12 protein-coding genes are annotated in these 17,667 nt (G+C 46.1%); 5 read left to right on the top strand and 7 right to left on the bottom strand.

Features of this window, described 5'->3' with window-relative positions; all coding sequences use genetic code 11:
• Positions 1–97: 97 nt before the first annotated feature.
• The 3 genes from AAG834_RS10405 (at position 98) to recB (ending at position 6,744) form a co-directional block, all read left to right on the top strand.
• Positions 98–718: an RlmE family RNA methyltransferase gene (locus tag AAG834_RS10405; RefSeq protein ID WP_342032081.1), complete on the top strand. Its 621-nt coding sequence runs from the start codon at positions 98–100 to the stop codon at positions 716–718.
• 64 nt (positions 719–782) lie between these two features.
• Positions 783–2,774 (top strand): ATP-dependent zinc metalloprotease FtsH, encoded by a 1,992-nt coding sequence (gene ftsH, locus AAG834_RS10400; RefSeq protein ID WP_342032080.1) that lies wholly within the window; start codon positions 783–785, stop codon positions 2,772–2,774.
• 328 nt (positions 2,775–3,102) lie between these two features.
• Positions 3,103–6,744, top strand: a complete 3,642-nt coding sequence (gene recB / locus AAG834_RS10390; RefSeq protein ID WP_342032079.1) for an exodeoxyribonuclease V subunit beta — start codon at positions 3,103–3,105, stop codon at positions 6,742–6,744.
• Between the two features lie 193 nt (positions 6,745–6,937).
• Here recB and AAG834_RS10385 read toward each other — a convergent pair whose 3' ends face one another.
• From AAG834_RS10385 to tssK, 6 genes are all read right to left on the bottom strand, one after another.
• Positions 6,938–7,156 carry a YdcH family protein gene (locus AAG834_RS10385; protein WP_003685475.1) on the bottom strand — a complete coding sequence of 73 codons (219 nt, stop codon included), beginning with the start codon at positions 7,154–7,156 and terminating at the stop codon, positions 6,938–6,940.
• A gap of 539 nt (positions 7,157–7,695) precedes the next feature.
• A complete protein-coding gene (gene tssH / locus AAG834_RS10375; RefSeq protein WP_342032078.1) occupies positions 7,696–10,515 on the bottom strand; it encodes a type VI secretion system ATPase TssH in 2,820 nt (939 codons plus the stop codon).
• A 71-nt stretch (positions 10,516–10,586) separates the two neighbouring features.
• Positions 10,587–11,075: an Hcp family type VI secretion system effector gene (locus AAG834_RS10370; RefSeq protein ID WP_003760091.1), complete on the bottom strand. Its 489-nt coding sequence runs from the start codon at positions 11,073–11,075 to the stop codon at positions 10,587–10,589.
• A gap of 71 nt (positions 11,076–11,146) precedes the next feature.
• Positions 11,147–12,787 (bottom strand): OmpA family protein, encoded by a 1,641-nt coding sequence (locus tag AAG834_RS10365; protein ID WP_342032077.1) that lies wholly within the window; start codon positions 12,785–12,787, stop codon positions 11,147–11,149.
• A gap of 18 nt (positions 12,788–12,805) precedes the next feature.
• Positions 12,806–13,465, bottom strand: a complete 660-nt coding sequence (locus AAG834_RS10360; RefSeq protein WP_342032076.1) for a DotU family type IV/VI secretion system protein — start codon at positions 13,463–13,465, stop codon at positions 12,806–12,808.
• Between the two features lies 1 nt (position 13,466).
• Complete coding sequence (tssK, locus tag AAG834_RS10355; protein ID WP_342032075.1) at positions 13,467–14,813, bottom strand: type VI secretion system baseplate subunit TssK; 1,347 nt, start codon at positions 14,811–14,813, stop codon at positions 13,467–13,469.
• 168 nt (positions 14,814–14,981) lie between these two features.
• On the opposite strand from tssK, the gene tssB reads away from it, so the two are divergent.
• Positions 14,982–15,479, top strand: coding sequence for a type VI secretion system contractile sheath small subunit (tssB, locus tag AAG834_RS10350; RefSeq protein WP_107812942.1), 498 nt, complete (start codon positions 14,982–14,984; stop codon positions 15,477–15,479).
• 40 nt (positions 15,480–15,519) lie between these two features.
• Entirely contained in the window at positions 15,520–17,049 is a 1,530-nt protein-coding gene (gene tssC, locus AAG834_RS10345) for a type VI secretion system contractile sheath large subunit (RefSeq protein WP_342032074.1), read from the top strand.
• Positions 17,050–17,525: 476 nt separating this feature from the next.
• On the opposite strand, the gene AAG834_RS10340 is transcribed toward tssC, so the two are convergent.
• Complete coding sequence (locus AAG834_RS10340; RefSeq protein WP_446740455.1) at positions 17,526–17,639, bottom strand: IS3 family transposase; 114 nt, start codon at positions 17,637–17,639, stop codon at positions 17,526–17,528.
• Positions 17,640–17,667: the final 28 nt, after the last annotated feature.

The following is a 17,667-nucleotide window of genomic DNA, read 5'->3' as shown; positions in this document are numbered from 1 at the left end:
TGAAAAGAAAGAATAATGCGGCATTGTACGCGATTTGGCGCAATCTCGGGGGAAAATAACGTACAATACGGCGTTTCTCTAAATCATTAAATAAATTATGGCAGTACGTTCCAAATCATCCAAAGCCTGGCTTCACGAACACGTCAACGATCATTACGTCCACATGGCGCAAAAAGACGGCTATCGCGCCCGCGCCGCATATAAACTGCTGGAAATCAACGAAAAAGACAAATTAATCAAACCCGGCACGGTTTTGGCGGATTTAGGCAGCGCGCCGGGAAGCTGGTCGCAAGTAGCGGCAAAACTGGTCGGCAATTCAGGGCGCGTGTTCGCATTGGATATCCTGCCTATGGATGAAATAGAAGGCGTTTCTTTTATTCAGGGCGACTTCAGGGAAGACAAAGTATTGGCGCAATTTGAAACCCTGCTGGACGCCCGTCCGCTAGACCTTGTAATTTGCGATATGGCACCCAATATGTCGGGTAACGCCGTAACCGACCAAGCACGCAGCTTTTATTTATGCGAACTGGCTTTGGACTTTGCAGTCAATCATTTGAAAACGGGCGGCAGCTTTTTGGTGAAAGTATTTCAGGGAGCGGGCTATCAGGAATATATGGCAGCCATGCGCAAAATCTTCGGAACAGTGCAGACGCGCAAGCCCGAAGCATCACGCAATCGTTCCAGTGAGATTTATTTATTAGGGAAAAATAAACGCTGACAATACAGACAGCGTGTTTTAAAATCTTCCTTTCGTTTATCTTAATATCATGGAGTCTGGCTAAGTGGGGAATACCTTTAAGTCAATCCTGCTATGGGTTGCTTTGTGCGTCGGTTTGATGGCCGCGTTCAACGCACTGACCAGCAAGCAGGAAAACAAGCAGCAAATCGAATACTCTCAATTTATCCAACAGGTAAACAACGGTGAAGTGAGCAACGTCAAAATCGAAGGCTCCGCTATCATCGGTTATCTGATTAAAGGCGAACGCACCGACAAAACCACTTTCTTTACCAATGCGCCTTTAGACGATAGTTTGGTCAAAACACTTCTTGACAACAAAGTCCGTGTCAACGTTATACCTGAAGAAAAACCGAGTATCCTTACCAGCCTGTTTTTCAGCCTGCTACCGGTAATGCTGTTGATTGGCGCATGGTTCTACTTCATGCGTATGCAGAGTGGTGGCGGCGGCAAAGGCGGCGCATTCTCTTTCGGTAAAAGCCGCGCCCGCCTAATGGACAAAGAAACCAATAAAGTTACCTTTGCCGATGTTGCCGGTTGTGATGAAGTAAAAGAAGAAGTACAAGAAATCGTTGATTATCTGAAATCCCCCAACCGCTATCAAAGTTTGGGTGGTCGCGTTCCGCACGGCATTTTGCTGGCAGGCAGCCCGGGTACCGGTAAAACTTTGCTGGCAAAAGCCATCGCAGGCGAAGCCGGTGTGCCGTTCTTCAGCATTTCAGGCTCCGACTTTGTTGAAATGTTCGTCGGCGTCGGTGCAAGCCGCGTGCGCGATATGTTTGAACAAGCGAAGAAAAACGCCCCTTGTATCATTTTCATTGACGAAATCGATGCTGTCGGCCGTCAACGTGGTGCCGGCTTGGGCGGTAGCAACGACGAACGCGAACAAACCTTGAACCAGCTTTTGGTCGAAATGGACGGCTTTGAAAGCAATCATACCGTTATCGTCATTGCCGCAACCAACCGTCCCGACGTACTGGATCCGGCATTGCAACGTCCCGGCCGCTTCGACCGTCAGGTTGTTGTTCCGCTGCCCGATATCCGCGGTCGCGAGCAAATCCTGAAAGTCCATGCGAAAAAAGTACCTTTGGACGAATCCGTAGATTTGACATCATTGGCACGCGGCACACCCGGCTTCTCCGGTGCGGATTTGGCCAACTTGGTCAATGAAGCCGCCCTGTTTGCAGGACGCCGCAACAAAATCAAAGTCGACCAAAGCGATTTTGAAGATGCTAAAGACAAAATCTATATGGGTCCCGAACGCCGCAGCATGGTGATGCACGAAGACGAAAAACGTGCGACTGCCTACCATGAAGCAGGTCATGCGATTGTTGCCGAAAGCCTGCCGTTTACCGACCCGGTTCACAAAGTGACCATCATGCCGCGTGGTCGTGCGCTCGGTTTGACTTGGCAGCTCCCCGAACGCGACCGTATCAGCATGTATAAAGACCAAATGCTGAGCCAATTGTCGATTCTGTTTGGCGGACGCATTGCCGAAGACATCTTCGTCGGCCGTATTTCTACCGGCGCATCCAACGATTTCGAACGTGCCACCCAAATGGCGCGCGAGATGGTTACCCGTTACGGCATGAGCGATAAAATGGGCGTGATGGTTTATACGGAAAACGAAGACGAAGTATTCTTAGGACGCAGCATTACCCGTTCTCAAAATATTTCCGAAAAAACCCAACAAGACATCGACGCAGAAATTCGCCGCATCTTGGACGAGCAGTATCAAGTAGCCTACAAAATCCTTGATGAAAACCGCGACAAGATGGAAATCATGTGTAAAGCCTTGATGGATTGGGAAACCATAGACCGCGATCAAGTGCTGGAAATTATGGCAGGCAAGCAACCCAGCCCGCCTAAAGACTACAGTCACAATCTGCGTCAGGACAATCCGGAACAACCTGAAACCGAGGCGGTAGCTCAAACTCCGGAAGCAGTCAGTCAGCATGAACCCGCTTCCACAGAAACCGTTCAAGAGCCATCAGATAAAGCCCAAGAGTTATCTGACAAACCGGAAGACCAAGCTTAATCGCACAAGAAAAAACGGCAGCCTAAAAGCTGCCGTTTTTATTATTTGAACCGCCCTATTTCTATGGTTGAACTCATTATAGTGGATTAAATTTAAATCAGGACAAGGAGACGAAGCCGCAGACAGTACAGATAGTACGGCAAGGCGAGGCAACGACGTACTGGTTTAAATTTAATCCACCATAATTAAATCCAAGAGAACACAGCAGCAAAGCTGCAAGCCATAAAATACAGCCAAACCAAAACCTTTTTCATATCCAAGCTCCCCACCGTTTTTAGACGACCTCTGCTATGATTACGCCTTCTGTCTGTACTTCCCTCCTTTTATCATGCCCGCCAACGCCTCCATTCCAGCCTTCGATCCCCTAAGCATCCCCATAACAGGTACCAATCTGATTGAAGCCTCTGCCGGTACGGGCAAAACCTACGGCATTGCGGCTTTGTTCACGCGTTTGGTCGTGCTTGAGCAGATGCCGGTCGAAAGTATTTTGACCGTTACTTTTACCAAAGCGGCGACGGCGGAATTAAAAACCCGTTTGCGCGCGCGTTTGGACGAAGTATTGCAAGCCTTAGAAAGCGTGGAGGATACGGACAATCTTTCAGACGACCTCGCAGCATATTGCCGAGACAATCATCCGGGCGATGTGTTTCTGACCGGTTTGCTCAAACAGGCATTGGCTCAAGAAAGTCGGGCGCGGCTGATTGTCCGCCTCAAAGCCGCCATCGGACAATTCGACAACGCCGCGATTTATACCATTCACGGTTTCTGCCAACGCATTTTGCGCGATTATGCGTTTTTGTGCCGCGCGCCTATGGATGTCGAGTTGACCGAAGACAACCGCGACCGCCTGCTGATTCCTGCCCAAGATTTTTGGCGAGACCGCATCGTCAATCATCCCATCTTAGCGAAGCTGGTATTCCAACGCCGCCAAACGCCGCAAACCATGCTGGCGGCAATACAAAAGTTCGTCAGCCGTCCGTATTTGGTTTTCAGACGACCCGAAACAGACTTAGTCGCCGCGCAGGAAAACTTTCGAAAAACATGGGAAAAAGTGCGTTCCAAACTGGACGCTTTGGAAGAAACATTCTGGCGCATCCGTCCGATATTAAATGGCAACTCATACCAAGAAAAAACATTCAAAACCGTCTTTCTCGAACTCCAATCCGCCGCCCAATCCGATGCCCTTCCTTCTTTTAGCAAAACGACGGCAGACAAGCTGCCCATGTTTGCCGTAGAAGCTTTAGAGTCCAAAGTCAAAAAAGGCAATACGCCTGACGCTGCCGCCTTTGCCGATTTGCAGATATTGGCGAATCTCGGCGCAGATTCGGCTGCCATTGCGAAAGCCGAAGAAGAGACGCTTACCCTGCTCCACCTCGCCCTGCTCGACCATCTTAATGCCAGTCTGAGCGAACAGAAAAAAACCAAACGCGAACGCGGTTTCGACGATTTGCTGCTTGATGTTTATGACGCATTGACCGACAACCCGCAGGCCGATTCACTGGCTCAGACGGTGGCGCAAAACTGGCGCATCGCCTTGATTGACGAATTTCAAGACACCGATCCGCTGCAATACGAGATTTTCCGAAAAATCTTCATCAGCCAAAACAAGCCTTTATTCCTAGTCGGCGACCCGAAACAAGCGATTTACAGCTTTCGCGGCGCCGACATTTACGCCTATCTGCAAGCCGCAGCCGACGCGCAACACAGCTACACGCTGGCGACCAATTACCGCAGCCATGCCAAGCTGATTAACGGCATAGGCGCATTGTTCCGCTGTAAAAACCGCCCTTTCGTCTTGGACGGCATAGACTATACCGAAGTCGGCGCCGCACGTTCCGAAAGCCGGCTTTCGCCGCCCCAAACCGCCATACAGATACGCTGGCTCAACGGCAAAGACGACGAAGTGCTCAACAAAGACATCTTGCGCCGCCGTGCCTCCGAATATTGCGCCGACGAAATCGCCCACACGCTCAACGAAGCTGCCGAAGGTCGTCTGAAATTCAAAGACAGACCGGTCGTTTCGGGCGATATTGCCGTCTTGGTCAGGACGTTTAACGAAGGCGTGATGGTGGCAAAAGCGCTGAAAACGCGCGGCATACAAAGCGTTTTGCTCTCAAGAGAATCGGTTTTCACCGCGCCGGAAGCCCTCGCCCTTGCCGCGCTGTTGGATTATTGGCTCAATCCCGGACAAATCGGCTCGCTGCGCTTTGTCTTATCCGGCACATTGTTCAATTATGACGCGCAAGCCCTGTATCAACTCAACCGCAATGAAGCCGAATTATTAAACTGGATAAACACCGCCGCCGAATCCGTTGCCATTTGGCGGAAAAGCGGGATTTATGCCGCGCTGCAACACTTCTCCTCGTTGCACGGCATCGAAGCCGGACTGCTTGCACGAGGTGACGAGCGCGGCCTCACCAATTTCCATCAGCTTTTAGAGTGCCTCTCCGAAGAAGAAGGACAAAGCCTCAGTCCCGCCGCCCTGCATCAATGGCTCAACGACCAAATCAGCCTGGCGCAAGACCGATCTGTCGGAGAATCAGGACTGTTACGGCTTGAAAGCGACGAAGCACTGGTCAAAATCGTCACCATGCATGCCTCCAAAGGTTTGCAATATCCTTTGGTCTATTGCCCTTTCGTTTGGGACGCGAAAGACATGAAGCCCGCCGATTGGCAAATTCTCCACACCGCCGACCACACCACCGAGCTGCTTGCCAAAACGCAACTCAACGATGAAGACCGAACCCACCTTGCCGACGAAGAAATGGCAGAACGCCTGCGCCTGCTTTACGTCGCGCTGACCCGTGCCGAAGAACAGCTCGTCCTCTATGCCGCCCATTGCGGCGATACCGCCGATTCCCCTTTCGCCTACCTGCTTGAAGGCAGCGCCGACAGCAATCGGGCGGATACCCGCCAAGCCTATGATCAAGAACGCAAAGCAAACAAAGCCATAGGCGAGCTGCAAATGCTGAAAAACAACTGGCTGCGTTTCCTCAAAAATCCGCCCGAACATACCGACTTCAGCTTTTCCGAAGACGCGCCGCAACCCGCTGCCGCGCAAAACCGCCAACTTTCAGACGACCTCTATCAAGCCGCCGTTATCCCCGCCCGCGGATTTCAGTTTATCCGCCATACCAGCTTTACCAGCCTCAGCCGCCAAGTCAAAACCCGAGACGATGAGCGCGAAGAATTACAACCCGCCCTCGACCCCGCTGAAACCGCCGCCGACACAGAAAGGTCGTCTGAAAACACCCTCCCCGTTTCAGACAACCTCCCGAATACCGACATCCACCATTTCCCGCGCGGCACCAACGCTGGCGTCTGCCTGCATGAAATGTTGGAAAAATTCGACTTTGCCCAAAGCGCCGAAAGCCAAAGCAGCCTGATAACTGAAACCTTGACCCGCTATGGCTTCGACCTGCTCTGGGCAGATGCCGTCAAACAAATGCTCGACACCTGCCGCAAAACGCGCCTTTCTGCACAAAGCCTGTCTGAAATCCCGCCCGAACGCCGCCTTCCGGAAATGGGGTTCACCCTCTACACCGAAGACTTTAAGCTCCATGACCTGCGCCGCTGGTTTGCCCACGAAAACAGTTCCTTGCCGCCGGAATGTATCGAAGCCGCAGAAAGATTGGATTTCCAAGATGTACAAGGCTTTCTCAACGGCTTCATCGACATGGTCTGCCAAGATTCAGACGACCTTGTGTGCATCATCGATTACAAATCCAACCATCTGGGCGACAACGCCGAAGCCTATACCCAACAAGCCATGAACGAGGCCGTAGCAGACCACCACTACTACCTGCAAGCGTTCATCTACGCCATCGCCGTAGCCCGCTATTTCAAACTGCGTGGCAAACCGTTACCCAAAATCGCCATCCGATACCTCTTCCTGCGCGGATTGAACGGCACGGATAACGGCATCTGGCAATGGGACTTGGATACCGAATCCTTGGCGCAATGGCTGTAAATGGAATGAAAAAGGTCGTCTGAAAATACACGCGTAAGCGTTTTCAGACGACCTTTGCTTCGTGTTCATGCAATAAACCAGAACCTGCTTACTGTCTTGGTTTATCAGCCTTTTCCTGCTCTGAGTTTCATCCACAAACAAAAAGGTCGTCTGAAATTCCGCTGCCGGTTTCAGACGACCTGAGAAACTCGAATTATTTGCCTGCCGCTTTTTGCAGAAGAGCGTACAACTCGTCTTTCAGTTTCAATTTAGCTTTTTTCAGCTCTTCGATTTCTTCAGCACCGCTGGTAACAGGGTTGTTTACCAAACCGGTAATTTTGTCATCCAGCTCGTTATGCTCGTCAAACAAACGTGCGAAGTGAGCATCTTCTTGTTTTAATTTTGAAATTAAATCGCGATATTCTGGAAACATTTTGTTTTCCTCTTTCGTTGATATGGATAAAACGGCGCAATGCCAAGAAACTGATGGAAATCTCTATAGTTTCATTATAACAAAGCTATCGCTTTTATTCAGCCTTTTTTATCAGGCTGAGTCTGAACGATATCAAACTCATTCGTTCGTAGAACAGCTTTTAAATATCCTTGTTTTGACACAATATAAAGAAAGTAACAAGACATTATTTTCTCAATATTTATCAATACACTGCATAAAACCCGATTAAGCCGCAATCCAAATATAGTGGATTAACTTTAAACCAAGACGGCGTTGCCTCGCCTTGCCGTACTATCTGTACTGTCTGCGGCTTCGTCGCCTTGTCCTGATTTAAATTTAATCCACTATATATAATGGGTTTCAACGATACGTTAGCTATAAAAGGTCGTCTGAACTAAGAAAAGCTTTTTTTCAGACGACCTTTCTAATGACTCTCGGGATGCGTTATCAATAAAGTGAAAGTTTAACGAAGGCCGTCTGAACAACATAATGATTTCAGACGACCTATTCTCTTCCCATTATTCAAATAAAACGTCTATTCCGTCTTCACCCAACTCCAATTTTGCATGTTCAGGCATATGTCCTGCGATTTGCTGCCATTGCAAAAAGCTTTGCGCAATGGCAGGCATGACTTGGCGGTTGAGCAAATGGTCGATATTGCGCGCACCGCTGTCGCCGGTGGTGCAAGAATCAGCCAGAAGAGCTGCAAAATCTTCGCTGTAACTGAGGCGTGTTTGATGGGCCTCGTATAGTCTGTCAGCAATTTTGTCCAGCTTCAGTCTGACGATTTGAGCCAATGCCTCTTTTTCCAACGGACGATAAGGAACAACCTGCATACGCGCCAACAGCGCGGCTTGGAAATGTTCTGTCAGTATCGGACGAATCGCTTCTGCCAACTCTTCCAAACTGAACTCAGGTGTTTCATCGGTTTCAACAGGGTCGTCTGAAACGCCGGCGTTTTCAGACAAGCTATCCGGCATTTGTGCAGAAAGTTCGACCTCAGTGTCCACAATCTGCTCTTGCGCGTTTTGCTCTTTACCTTCTTCTGCAACAGCTTCTTCCGTTTCTTCAGGCTCTTGCGGTTTCAGCAATTGGGTCAATTCGTTCGCACCCAAGTTTGACGTCATCAGGATAACGGTATTTTTAAAATCGATTTCCCGACCTTCGCCGTCACGCATCATGCCTTTGTCGAATACTTGGTAGAAGAGATTGAGAATGTCTTTATGGGCTTTCTCTACTTCGTCCAGTAATACGACGCTGTAAGGTTTCTGACGTACTGCTTCGGTCAAAACGCCGCCTTCGCCATAACCGACATAACCCGGAGGCGAACCTTTAAGCTGGGAAACGGTATGTGCTTCGCGGTATTCGGACAGGTTGATGGTAATCAGCGATTTTTCGCCGCCGAACAGTGCATCTGCCAAAGCCAGCGCCGTTTCTGTTTTACCTACGCCGGACGGACCGTTCAACAGGAATACGCCCAATGGGGAATCGTTGGTTTTCAAACCGGCTTTAGCGGCTCTCAAACTTTGCGCGATAGCATGAATGGCTTCACTTTGCCCAACCACGCGTTTCTCAAGCAAACTTTCCAGTTGCAGCAGATTTGCCAATTCGTCTTTGAGAACGCTGCCTGCGGGGACACCCGTCCAGTCGGCAATAATATCGGCAATCACGGTCTCATCAACGCTGGTGAAAATCAGCGGTTTTCCGGCGACAACAGCATCAAGCTGTTGCTGTTTCTCGGTTAGGCTATGTTGCGCTGCTTGCCGCTCTTCAGAAGTCAATTCTGTATTCTTGGCAGCTTCCATCAAGGATTGGATTTCATCCGCCAATTGTTTTTCTTCCTGATATCGGCGGTTCATTTCTTCGCGCTCTTCATTCAACTGGGCAATCTCTTGCTCAACTTGTCGAATGTTATCTTGCTGCGATGCATTCAGACGACCTAATTGCTTGTCGGCATCCAATGCTTCCAGTTCGCGCTGCAGTGAAGAAATTTGGGCATCCATCAAACCGAAAATATGAGGCACGGTATCCAAACTCATACGGACGCGTGCGGCTGCCGTATCCAACAAATCTACGGCTTTGTCCGGCAGTTGGCGACCAGTAATATATTTTCGGGAAAGTTGTACGGCTGCGATGACGGCGGAGTCCTGAATATGGACTTTATGGTAAGCGGCATAACGTTGCTTCAAACCGCGGAGCATTGTGAACGCAGCCTCATCATCGGGTTCGTCAACCTTGACCATTTGGAAACGGCGTTCCAACGCGGCGTCTTTTTCAAAATATTGTTTGTATTCGCTCCAGGTTGTCGCTGCGATAGTACGTAATTCACCCCGCGCCAAAGCTGGTTTTAAGAGGTTGGCAGCATCTGCACCACCCGCGCTGTTTCCGGCACCGATTAACGTATGTGCTTCGTCGATAAATAATAAAACGGGTTCTTCAGAATTCTGAACAGCCTCGATGACATTGCGCAGGCGTTGTTCAAATTCGCCTTTCACACCTGCTCCCGCTTGCAGAAGACCTAAGTCCAACACCAATACTTGGGTGTTTTCCAATATCTTAGGCACCTCGCCCGAAGCGATTTTCAATGCCAGACCTTCTACCAATGCAGTTTTACCGACACCCGGTTCGCCAACCAAAATAGGGTTGTTTTTGCGGCGACGCGATAAAATATCCATCATTTGACGGATTTCGGTTTCGCGTCCAAATACAGGGTCAATACCGCCCTGAGCGGCTTTTTCAGTTAAATTAACGGTAAAACGTGCAAGCGCATCGTTTTGTCCTGCAGTGCCGGTTTGTTGGGGTTTAGATTCCGCTGAAACTGTATTTTGACTTTCTTCTGAAGCCGGCTGCGCAAATGTATTATTCTCGCCTTCGATAGAAACTTCGTCCAACCAAGTTTTCAGACGACCTATCTGTGTTTCAGTCAGGCTTAATAAGGGCCATGCTTCCTGCGTCATCAGACGGTAAGGAGATTTCAGCAATGCCTGATACAGGTAAGCCGAACGGATTCCAGATGCACCTTCATCACTTGCCAGCAACCATGCATCTGACAATAAACTAATCAATGATTTAGACAAAGAGGGGTTGCCACGAACATTGTGTGGCAGTTTGTCCATTGTACTCAGCAAAGGATTCCAAATATTTTCTAAATCAATTTCGTAACGCCTCAGCAAGGCATTAACGTCTCCATCCCCTAGTTCGAGTAATTTAATAAATAAATGGTCAACCGTAATTTCGGCATGACCTCGTGTTTGACATAAGCCGGCTGCAGCTTCCATCGCCTGCTGACAATGCGTGTTCAGACGACGTAATAATAATGCTTGATCATGTGCAGACATTTGATATCCCTGATGTAAAAATGTGTTATAAAAAAGTGCTACCTTTATCAGGCAGCACTTTATGTGGATTATTAAGCGCGGCTTTCGTTCCAGCTGTCGGAATGAATGATGTTTCCGTCTTTATAAGTCCAAGTGATTTTTTCGTAACGCAATTCAACGCGTTCCAAGTGATTGTAACGTTCGCGAGCAGGATCTTTGATGTTGTGCATTACAGGACCTACTGCTACAACTTTAACGTTGTCCAGTTTGGTATTGAAATACTCTTTCTCTTGACCGGAAGCGTCAATTTGATACCACTTGATCTCTACTTCTTTCAAAGTTTGACCAGTTGTTACTGCTTTGTACAGGTATGGTGAAGAAGCATCGTATTCTTTGAACAATACGATAGGTTCGTGAACGCGAGTACCTGTCAGTTTGCCAGTATTGGCATCCGTAGGAATACGGACATTGTGCAGAAACTCAACGATTTCAACGCTGTCTTCGCGACCATTGACGTCAACAGAACCTTTAATAACGGAACCGCCGTCGTCTTTCAACCACATATAAGCAGGAATTGCCATATTTTTACTCCTTAGTTTTATTGAAAACGCTTTAAGTTGTGATGCTTAAAGCAACTTGTGCTGCATTAGAGTTACTGTTTTACAGCCGGAATCAGTATGATCTCAACCCTACGGTTTTTAGCCTTACCTTCTTCCGTCTGATTATCTGCAATAGGCTTGGTATCACCCAATCCTTTAACCTCAAACCGACTCTCCGGAACATTAGAAGAGATAACCAACCAATCTTTGACCGATTGAGCACGCTTTTCTGATAACTGCTGATTAGAAACAGGATTTCCAACATTATCAGTATGTCCTTCAACTAAAATTCGTGTATCAGGATGTGACTCAATTGCTTTTAATGCACCAATCAATGCTTTATTGGCATTATTTTTTAGTTCAAACTGACCTGTTTCAAACAAAGCCAAGCTGTCTAAAGTAATAACTACAGGTTTCACAGGTTCCGGTTTTATCGGTTTTGGAGGTGGAGGATCTTTCGGCATTAAGGCTTTTAACTTTGGAATATATAAATCCGCACGATATAACCCTAATCCTAAATGTGCCGGCACACCCTCATCACGGTATTTCTCAAGCAATTGCAAATCCTGCTTTAGCAATACCAAATGTTGTTGCCGCTCATTTGAATTTTCCTCAGACCGAACATTTTCTATATGCCGACTGATTTGTTCTATTAAACGGCTATTGTTTTTCATAGAGAAAAACGAAGCAGATAAAAAACCTAATGCACAAACAGATAATACTTTAAAAAGTATATCAATAGCATGATTTTTATGATAAACGGTATATTTATCTGACAATTCGGTATGAATATATTGAAATTGATTACCTTGATAATTATTAAAAGAATGGATTAACCCTTGTGTATTCTTAGAAATATAAGTTGCCCATACTGATTTGGCTTGGCAGTCTCCATCGTCAACTACGCTTAAGCTACGTACATCGACATATTCCCATCCCCCGTCTGTACGATTCAACAATTGCTCCTCGACGCAATTGAGTGCCTCGATCAGCCATATATATTGACAACCGTTTGATTGTTTATTTTGCTGTAAAAACTCAATAGACAAACTTTCTTTAAAATCAGTAAAAAACTGATTAATATTTAACACATTCCATCTGCCTTGAGTTTTTAAGGCAAAAAATAGCTCTCTTTTATCTGAAGATTCTTTGAAAAGAAAGGGGGCACGAATAACAAAACTTACAGGTATAGATATACCCATCTTTTTTTGCAAAAACAATATATTGCGCAACCACCCCCGCATAACCATAGATACATCGGCATTTATGGCGGGAGACAACACCAGCTCTATGCTGAGTGAGATTTGTTTACGGGCTATATTCTGAAGCAGATTCCAAACTACAGTGTATAAATGTTCTGGATTAAAAATATTTATATATACTGTGTCATCATACCTCTCGACTAAATTCGACATCTTCACTGCAGAATCAGGCATACGTAAAACGTAACGCCCAGTAAATCCAGTATTATTTAATTCTGTCGCAATTTGCTGCCAAACTTCTGAACCAATACTGATATTTTCCTTGTTCTTACGCTGCCTGATTAACCAAGCACAAAATATAGCAACAATTGACAAAGCTAGAATACCGCCTTTCAGCATCCAACTAGCTTGCCAATATATTGCCAATACATAAAACAGTATAAGCTCAACTACTATAAAAATAATGAAAGACGAGAGCTTTTGATAAGTCATTATGAAATTACTCTAAATTTATAATGCTTGAGTTTGTTCAGCCAAAGTATCCAGATAGTATCCAAATGCAAAATAAGCTACTACTGCAATAACAGAACAACAGATAAATACCCATATCGGACTAATCGTCAGCAAACTCTTAAGAGGCATGCTTTTACGATCAACATAGAATATTTGCCCATCTTGAGTTACCGCATTGCTAGACAACCCGGCAACCATTTTTTTCAAGCTATTTTGTGAATTTTGAAGAGCCATTTCATCTAAAATATAACGTCCCTTGAAGCCCAAATTGATTACACTCAAATATGCCTCAGCGATCAAAGAATTAGTACTTCCTGCTTTGCACAGCTTTTCAATTTTGTCGCACAATACATCGCCTGCATTATATGATTGGAAGAAATGTACTTGCATGGGATTCATTTCCCACACTTCCCTATCACTTCCTTGCAGATTCTGCAGTGCAACCTCATCCAAAAGCGCACACTGCGCATAAGAAATCTCTTCAATCTCCTCTGCACTACGACCAGAGCTTGCTAAATTTTTTCTTAAATTTTCTACCAAAGTTTTGCCATACTCATACCATGTTGAGGCATGCTCGGGGCTAAAACCTGCCGATAATGCGGATACGGTCAAAGCAGTATCTCTTAATTCACTTCGAATCAATGGATTATGGTTCATATTAAATACTCACTACTGCAAATAAGCTTAAATGTAAATTGGGTATAGATGTTGGAACGTAAATACTACATACCTGCGATTGCATCATTCTTGAAAATGCCACATGCCGTTTGTCTAATCTGAAGTAAACATTATCCATTCGGAACGGCAAACCAGGAGGAGTTTGATTCAACAACTGCAAAGGCACTCCCATTACTGCCGTATTGATAACGCGCTCCACATCTTCAGGCGCACCAATTTTGCTAACCAATGGCAATTGCTTCTGCAATTCAGCAAAAACAACAGAATCAGAATGTGCCGATATATAAAACTCCGCATTATCATCAATCCTGCTGTCAAATATCTGAGCACGCCAGTGTGTAGATTTTGTATGTTCTAACGACAATTCGATGACAGGCGATGGAATGACTTCATCTAACAGACTGCGGATTTTCAACTCCAAACGGTTGAAGGTTCCAAACAGATCAAAATGATCGTATGGTTCCATCTCATTAACTGATTCACTCACTCTGAATGTGTACAACATACCAAGCAGACGCACTAAGAGCTTATAAAGCTCCTCTGGATGTTGCTGCGGATAATCATTCAAATGTTTCAATTCAGGATAAATCGTATTTAATCCATGCAAGAACCAAAACAATGTCGAGTCAGATACAGAAAAATCGACCGTATTTTCACTACGCGCCCGGCGGCGGGCAGATAAGTTATCTATACGGGACAACACCAGCAAAGTGATTCTATTCAGACATGAAAGTAAAACTTCCGAACCTGTAATCGACAATAATGGAGGGATGTAGTCTTTAGACCAAATCAATGCCCCATTCTCGTTTTTCTCCACTACGCCGATGGGGCATGTAATGTAATCGTCATTATCCTCGAAATCAAAACGAATTTGTAAATTTAATTGCTCAACGGCAAGTTCTGCCTCCTCAGCGGAAAATAAATCCTCAACTTGCTCAAACTTTTTCACAAACCGTCTGGGGGTATTTCCAGCCCCGTTTTCATCCACCAAATTCGGTACATGCGCTTGATAAACTGGGAGAGCCAGCAACACTGTATTTCTTGCTCTCATAGGCAGGCTATTGATGTCACGAACTTCAACAGAGCCACTGCCCGACTGCAAATCAATCAAGGTTCCGTCCGGCAGGCAGGCCTGAAGTTCATTCAATTTAATTTTTCCTAACTCAAGTGTCTGCTGATCGAACTCGCAACGAAAACATCCCCACTTGAATTCGCCCATCAATCTTATTACTGTTGCATAAATGTAACTATTAAAAACGTTCTGCTGTTGGAAGTGCTGAGGAGAGAGCAAGACACCCTCTTCCCATAATGGTTTATGAAATTTCACTGTTTATACCTTTTAAATACCTTTTGTCAGATAAATTTTGAATGCAATAGACAACAGTATACCTAACATTTATACTATTTAGATAGAAATATATCCAAATTTAGTATTTATATTTCATTTTGAACAAAAGATTCCCCCTTCAACACATAACAGAGAATAGGATTAGCCGTGAGCAAAAGTTTCCAAAACGAAGTTCCACCTTCACGTATCAATATCAAACTAGACCTCCATACCGGAGGCGCACAGAAAAAAGTCGAGCTTCCGCTCAAGCTTTTAGTCACTGGTGATTACAGCAATGGCCAAGACAAACGCGACCTTGCCGAAAAAGAAAAAGTCAATATCAACAAAAACAACTTTGACTCCGTATTATCTGACTTCAACCCCAAAGCCAACCTGACTGTGAAAAACACCCTCTCCCCAGCCGCTGGCGAGATGAACATCAATTTGAATTTCAAATCTATGCGGGATTTCCATCCGGAACAAATTGCACAAAATGTTCCCGAGCTGCGTGCTTTATTGGCTATGCGCAACCTGCTCCGTGATTTGAAATCCAACCTATTGGACGATTCGGCATTCCGTCGCGAACTGGAAACCATCTTGCGTGACGAAAATCTGTCTGCCGAACTGCGCGACCGCCTCGAAAAAATTGCACCTGTTAACAAATAAAACACAAGGTCGTCTGAAAACACCCGTAAGGATTTAAAATATGCAAAAACGCCAAGAAGCCCAAACAACCGTTATAGAACAAGAAAACACAGCCAATGTTTATGAAGCGCTGTGCCAAAAAATCAATTTAAACGCCGTCGACTCCGTCATCGACATCGAACAGTTCCAAAGCGCCGAAAAAATGTCCGAAGCCTCTGCCGATGAGCGTATCGCAGCAGCGGTCAGCGTATTTTTGAAGATGATTCAAGACTCGTCTCAAAAAGTAGAACGCCTCGATAAAAGCCTATTGGACTACCATATCGCACGCATTGACGAACAACTCAGCCGCCAATTAGATGAAATCCTCCATAACGAGGAATTCCAAAAAATCGAATCTGCATGGCGCGGCTTGAAATTCTTGGTTGACCGTACAGACTTCCGTCACAACGTTAAAATCGAAATTCTCGACGTATCCAAAGAAGACTTGATTCAAGACTTTGAAGATGCTCCTGAAATCGTCCAAAGCGGACTGTATCGCCACACCTATAGCAATGAATACGACACCCCGGGCGGCGAACCTATCGGCGCAGTCATCTCCAACTACGAATTTGACCGCAGCCCGCAAGACATGGCTTTGCTGCGCAATATTTCACGCGTCTCCGCCTCTGCACACATGCCATTCATCGGCTCTGTCGGTCCATCTTTCTTCGGGAAGGAAAGCATGGAAGAAGTCGCCGGCATTCAGGATTTGGCGAACTATATGGACCGTGCCGAATACATCAAATGGAAAAGTTTCCGTGAGACCGATGATGCGCGCTATATCGGCCTGACCCTGCCACGCTTCCTTGCCCGTCTGCCTTACGGTAGCGATACAGTTCCCGTTCGCAGCTTCAATTACGAAGAACAAGTTAAGGGCACCGAACACGATCGTTACTTATGGGCAAACGCATCCTTTGCCTTTGCTGCCAACATGGTTCGCAGCTTTATTAACAATGGCTGGTGCGTCCAAATCCGCGGACCACAAGCCGGTGGTTTGATCGAAGATTTGCCTATCCATATGTATGATTTGGGCACTGGCAACCAAGTGAAAATTCCTACCGAAGTTCTGATTCCTGAAACCCGCGAATTTGAATTTGCCAATTTGGGCTTCGTACCGCTGTCTTTCTATAAAAACCGCGATTACGCCTGCTTCTTCTCGGCCAACTCAGCACAAAAACCTGCGCTCTACGAAACCAAAGAAGCGACGGCAAACAGCCGCATCAATGCCCGTCTGCCTTATGTTTTCTTGCTCTCCCGTCTGGCCCACTATCTCAAACTGATCCAACGCGAAAACATTGGCACAACCAAAGACCGCCGCATGCTCGAACTGGAATTGAACAATTGGATCAATACCTTGGTTACTGAAATGACAGATCCAAGCGACGAATTGCAAGCAACGCATCCTTTGCGTGAAGCCAAAGTTTTGGTTGAAGATATCGAAGACAACCCCGGCTTCTTTAAAGTGCGCCTGTTTGCCCGTCCTCACTTCCAAATCGAAGGCTTGGATGTGAACCTGTCCTTGGTATCTCAAATGCCGAAAGAGAAAAAATAAACCATTGGATAACGGTATCGCATGATTTGTCTTCCATATATTCAGACAATGAATCATTAAGACAGCAAATCCTTAGCAGTTTGCTGTCGAAGACAATCTAAAATGGTGCTGAACTCAAGCGGTCGTTCTGTATTTGCTACATGAACGACCGCTTTATTTTTTGGCAAATGAAATTCGTTAGGACGACATCGCGTTTTCTCCTTATATTGTCTCAACATATAGTGGATTAAATTTAAATCAGAACAAGGCGACGAAGCCGCAGACAGTACAGATAGTACGGAACCGATTCACTTGGTGCTTCAGCACCTTAGAGAATCGTTCTCTTTGAGCTAAGGCGAGGCAACGCCATACTGGTTTAAAGTTAATCCACTATATTGTCTAAACGCACTTCAGCCATCTCCTTGTTCCATTATTCTTTTATAAAAACCAAAAGATCTGAACTGGCCCCCAAATCTTGGACACTCATAAAAGCCTATTCAGGCGCTCTGTGTAAGCTGGGTTCTGTATGCGACAGGACTCAGCTTTTTCAATTTCAAACTGCAACGCTCCCGGTTGTAGTAATCCATATAGTCATCTATCTGCTTCATCAATTCATCTACCGTCAATTCACCTGCGTTA

The sequence above is a fragment of the Neisseria sp. Marseille-Q2251 genome (assembly GCF_940793045.1).
In the GTDB taxonomy this organism is placed as follows: domain Bacteria; phylum Pseudomonadota; class Gammaproteobacteria; order Burkholderiales; family Neisseriaceae; genus Neisseria.
Note: the sequence above shows the minus strand (reverse complement) of the source record. Positions and strands in the feature narration are given on the sequence as shown.

Excerpts from the sequence above, each read along its gene's own strand:
- recB (WP_342032079.1), top strand. The coding sequence starts at position 3,103 with ATGCCCGCCAACGCCTCCATTCCAGCCTTCGATCCCCTAAGCATCCCC.
- AAG834_RS10360 (WP_342032076.1), bottom strand. The coding sequence starts at position 13,465 with ATGAACCATAATCCATTGATTCGAAGTGAATTAAGAGATACTGCTTTG.
- tssC (WP_342032074.1), top strand. The coding sequence starts at position 15,520 with ATGCAAAAACGCCAAGAAGCCCAAACAACCGTTATAGAACAAGAAAAC.
- AAG834_RS10405 (WP_342032081.1), top strand. The coding sequence starts at position 98 with ATGGCAGTACGTTCCAAATCATCCAAAGCCTGGCTTCACGAACACGTC.
- AAG834_RS10370 (WP_003760091.1), bottom strand. The coding sequence starts at position 11,075 with ATGGCAATTCCTGCTTATATGTGGTTGAAAGACGACGGCGGTTCCGTT.
- tssH (WP_342032078.1), bottom strand. The coding sequence starts at position 10,515 with ATGTCTGCACATGATCAAGCATTATTATTACGTCGTCTGAACACGCAT.
- AAG834_RS10365 (WP_342032077.1), bottom strand. The coding sequence starts at position 12,787 with ATGACTTATCAAAAGCTCTCGTCTTTCATTATTTTTATAGTAGTTGAG.
- AAG834_RS10385 (WP_003685475.1), bottom strand. The coding sequence starts at position 7,156 with ATGTTTCCAGAATATCGCGATTTAATTTCAAAATTAAAACAAGAAGAT.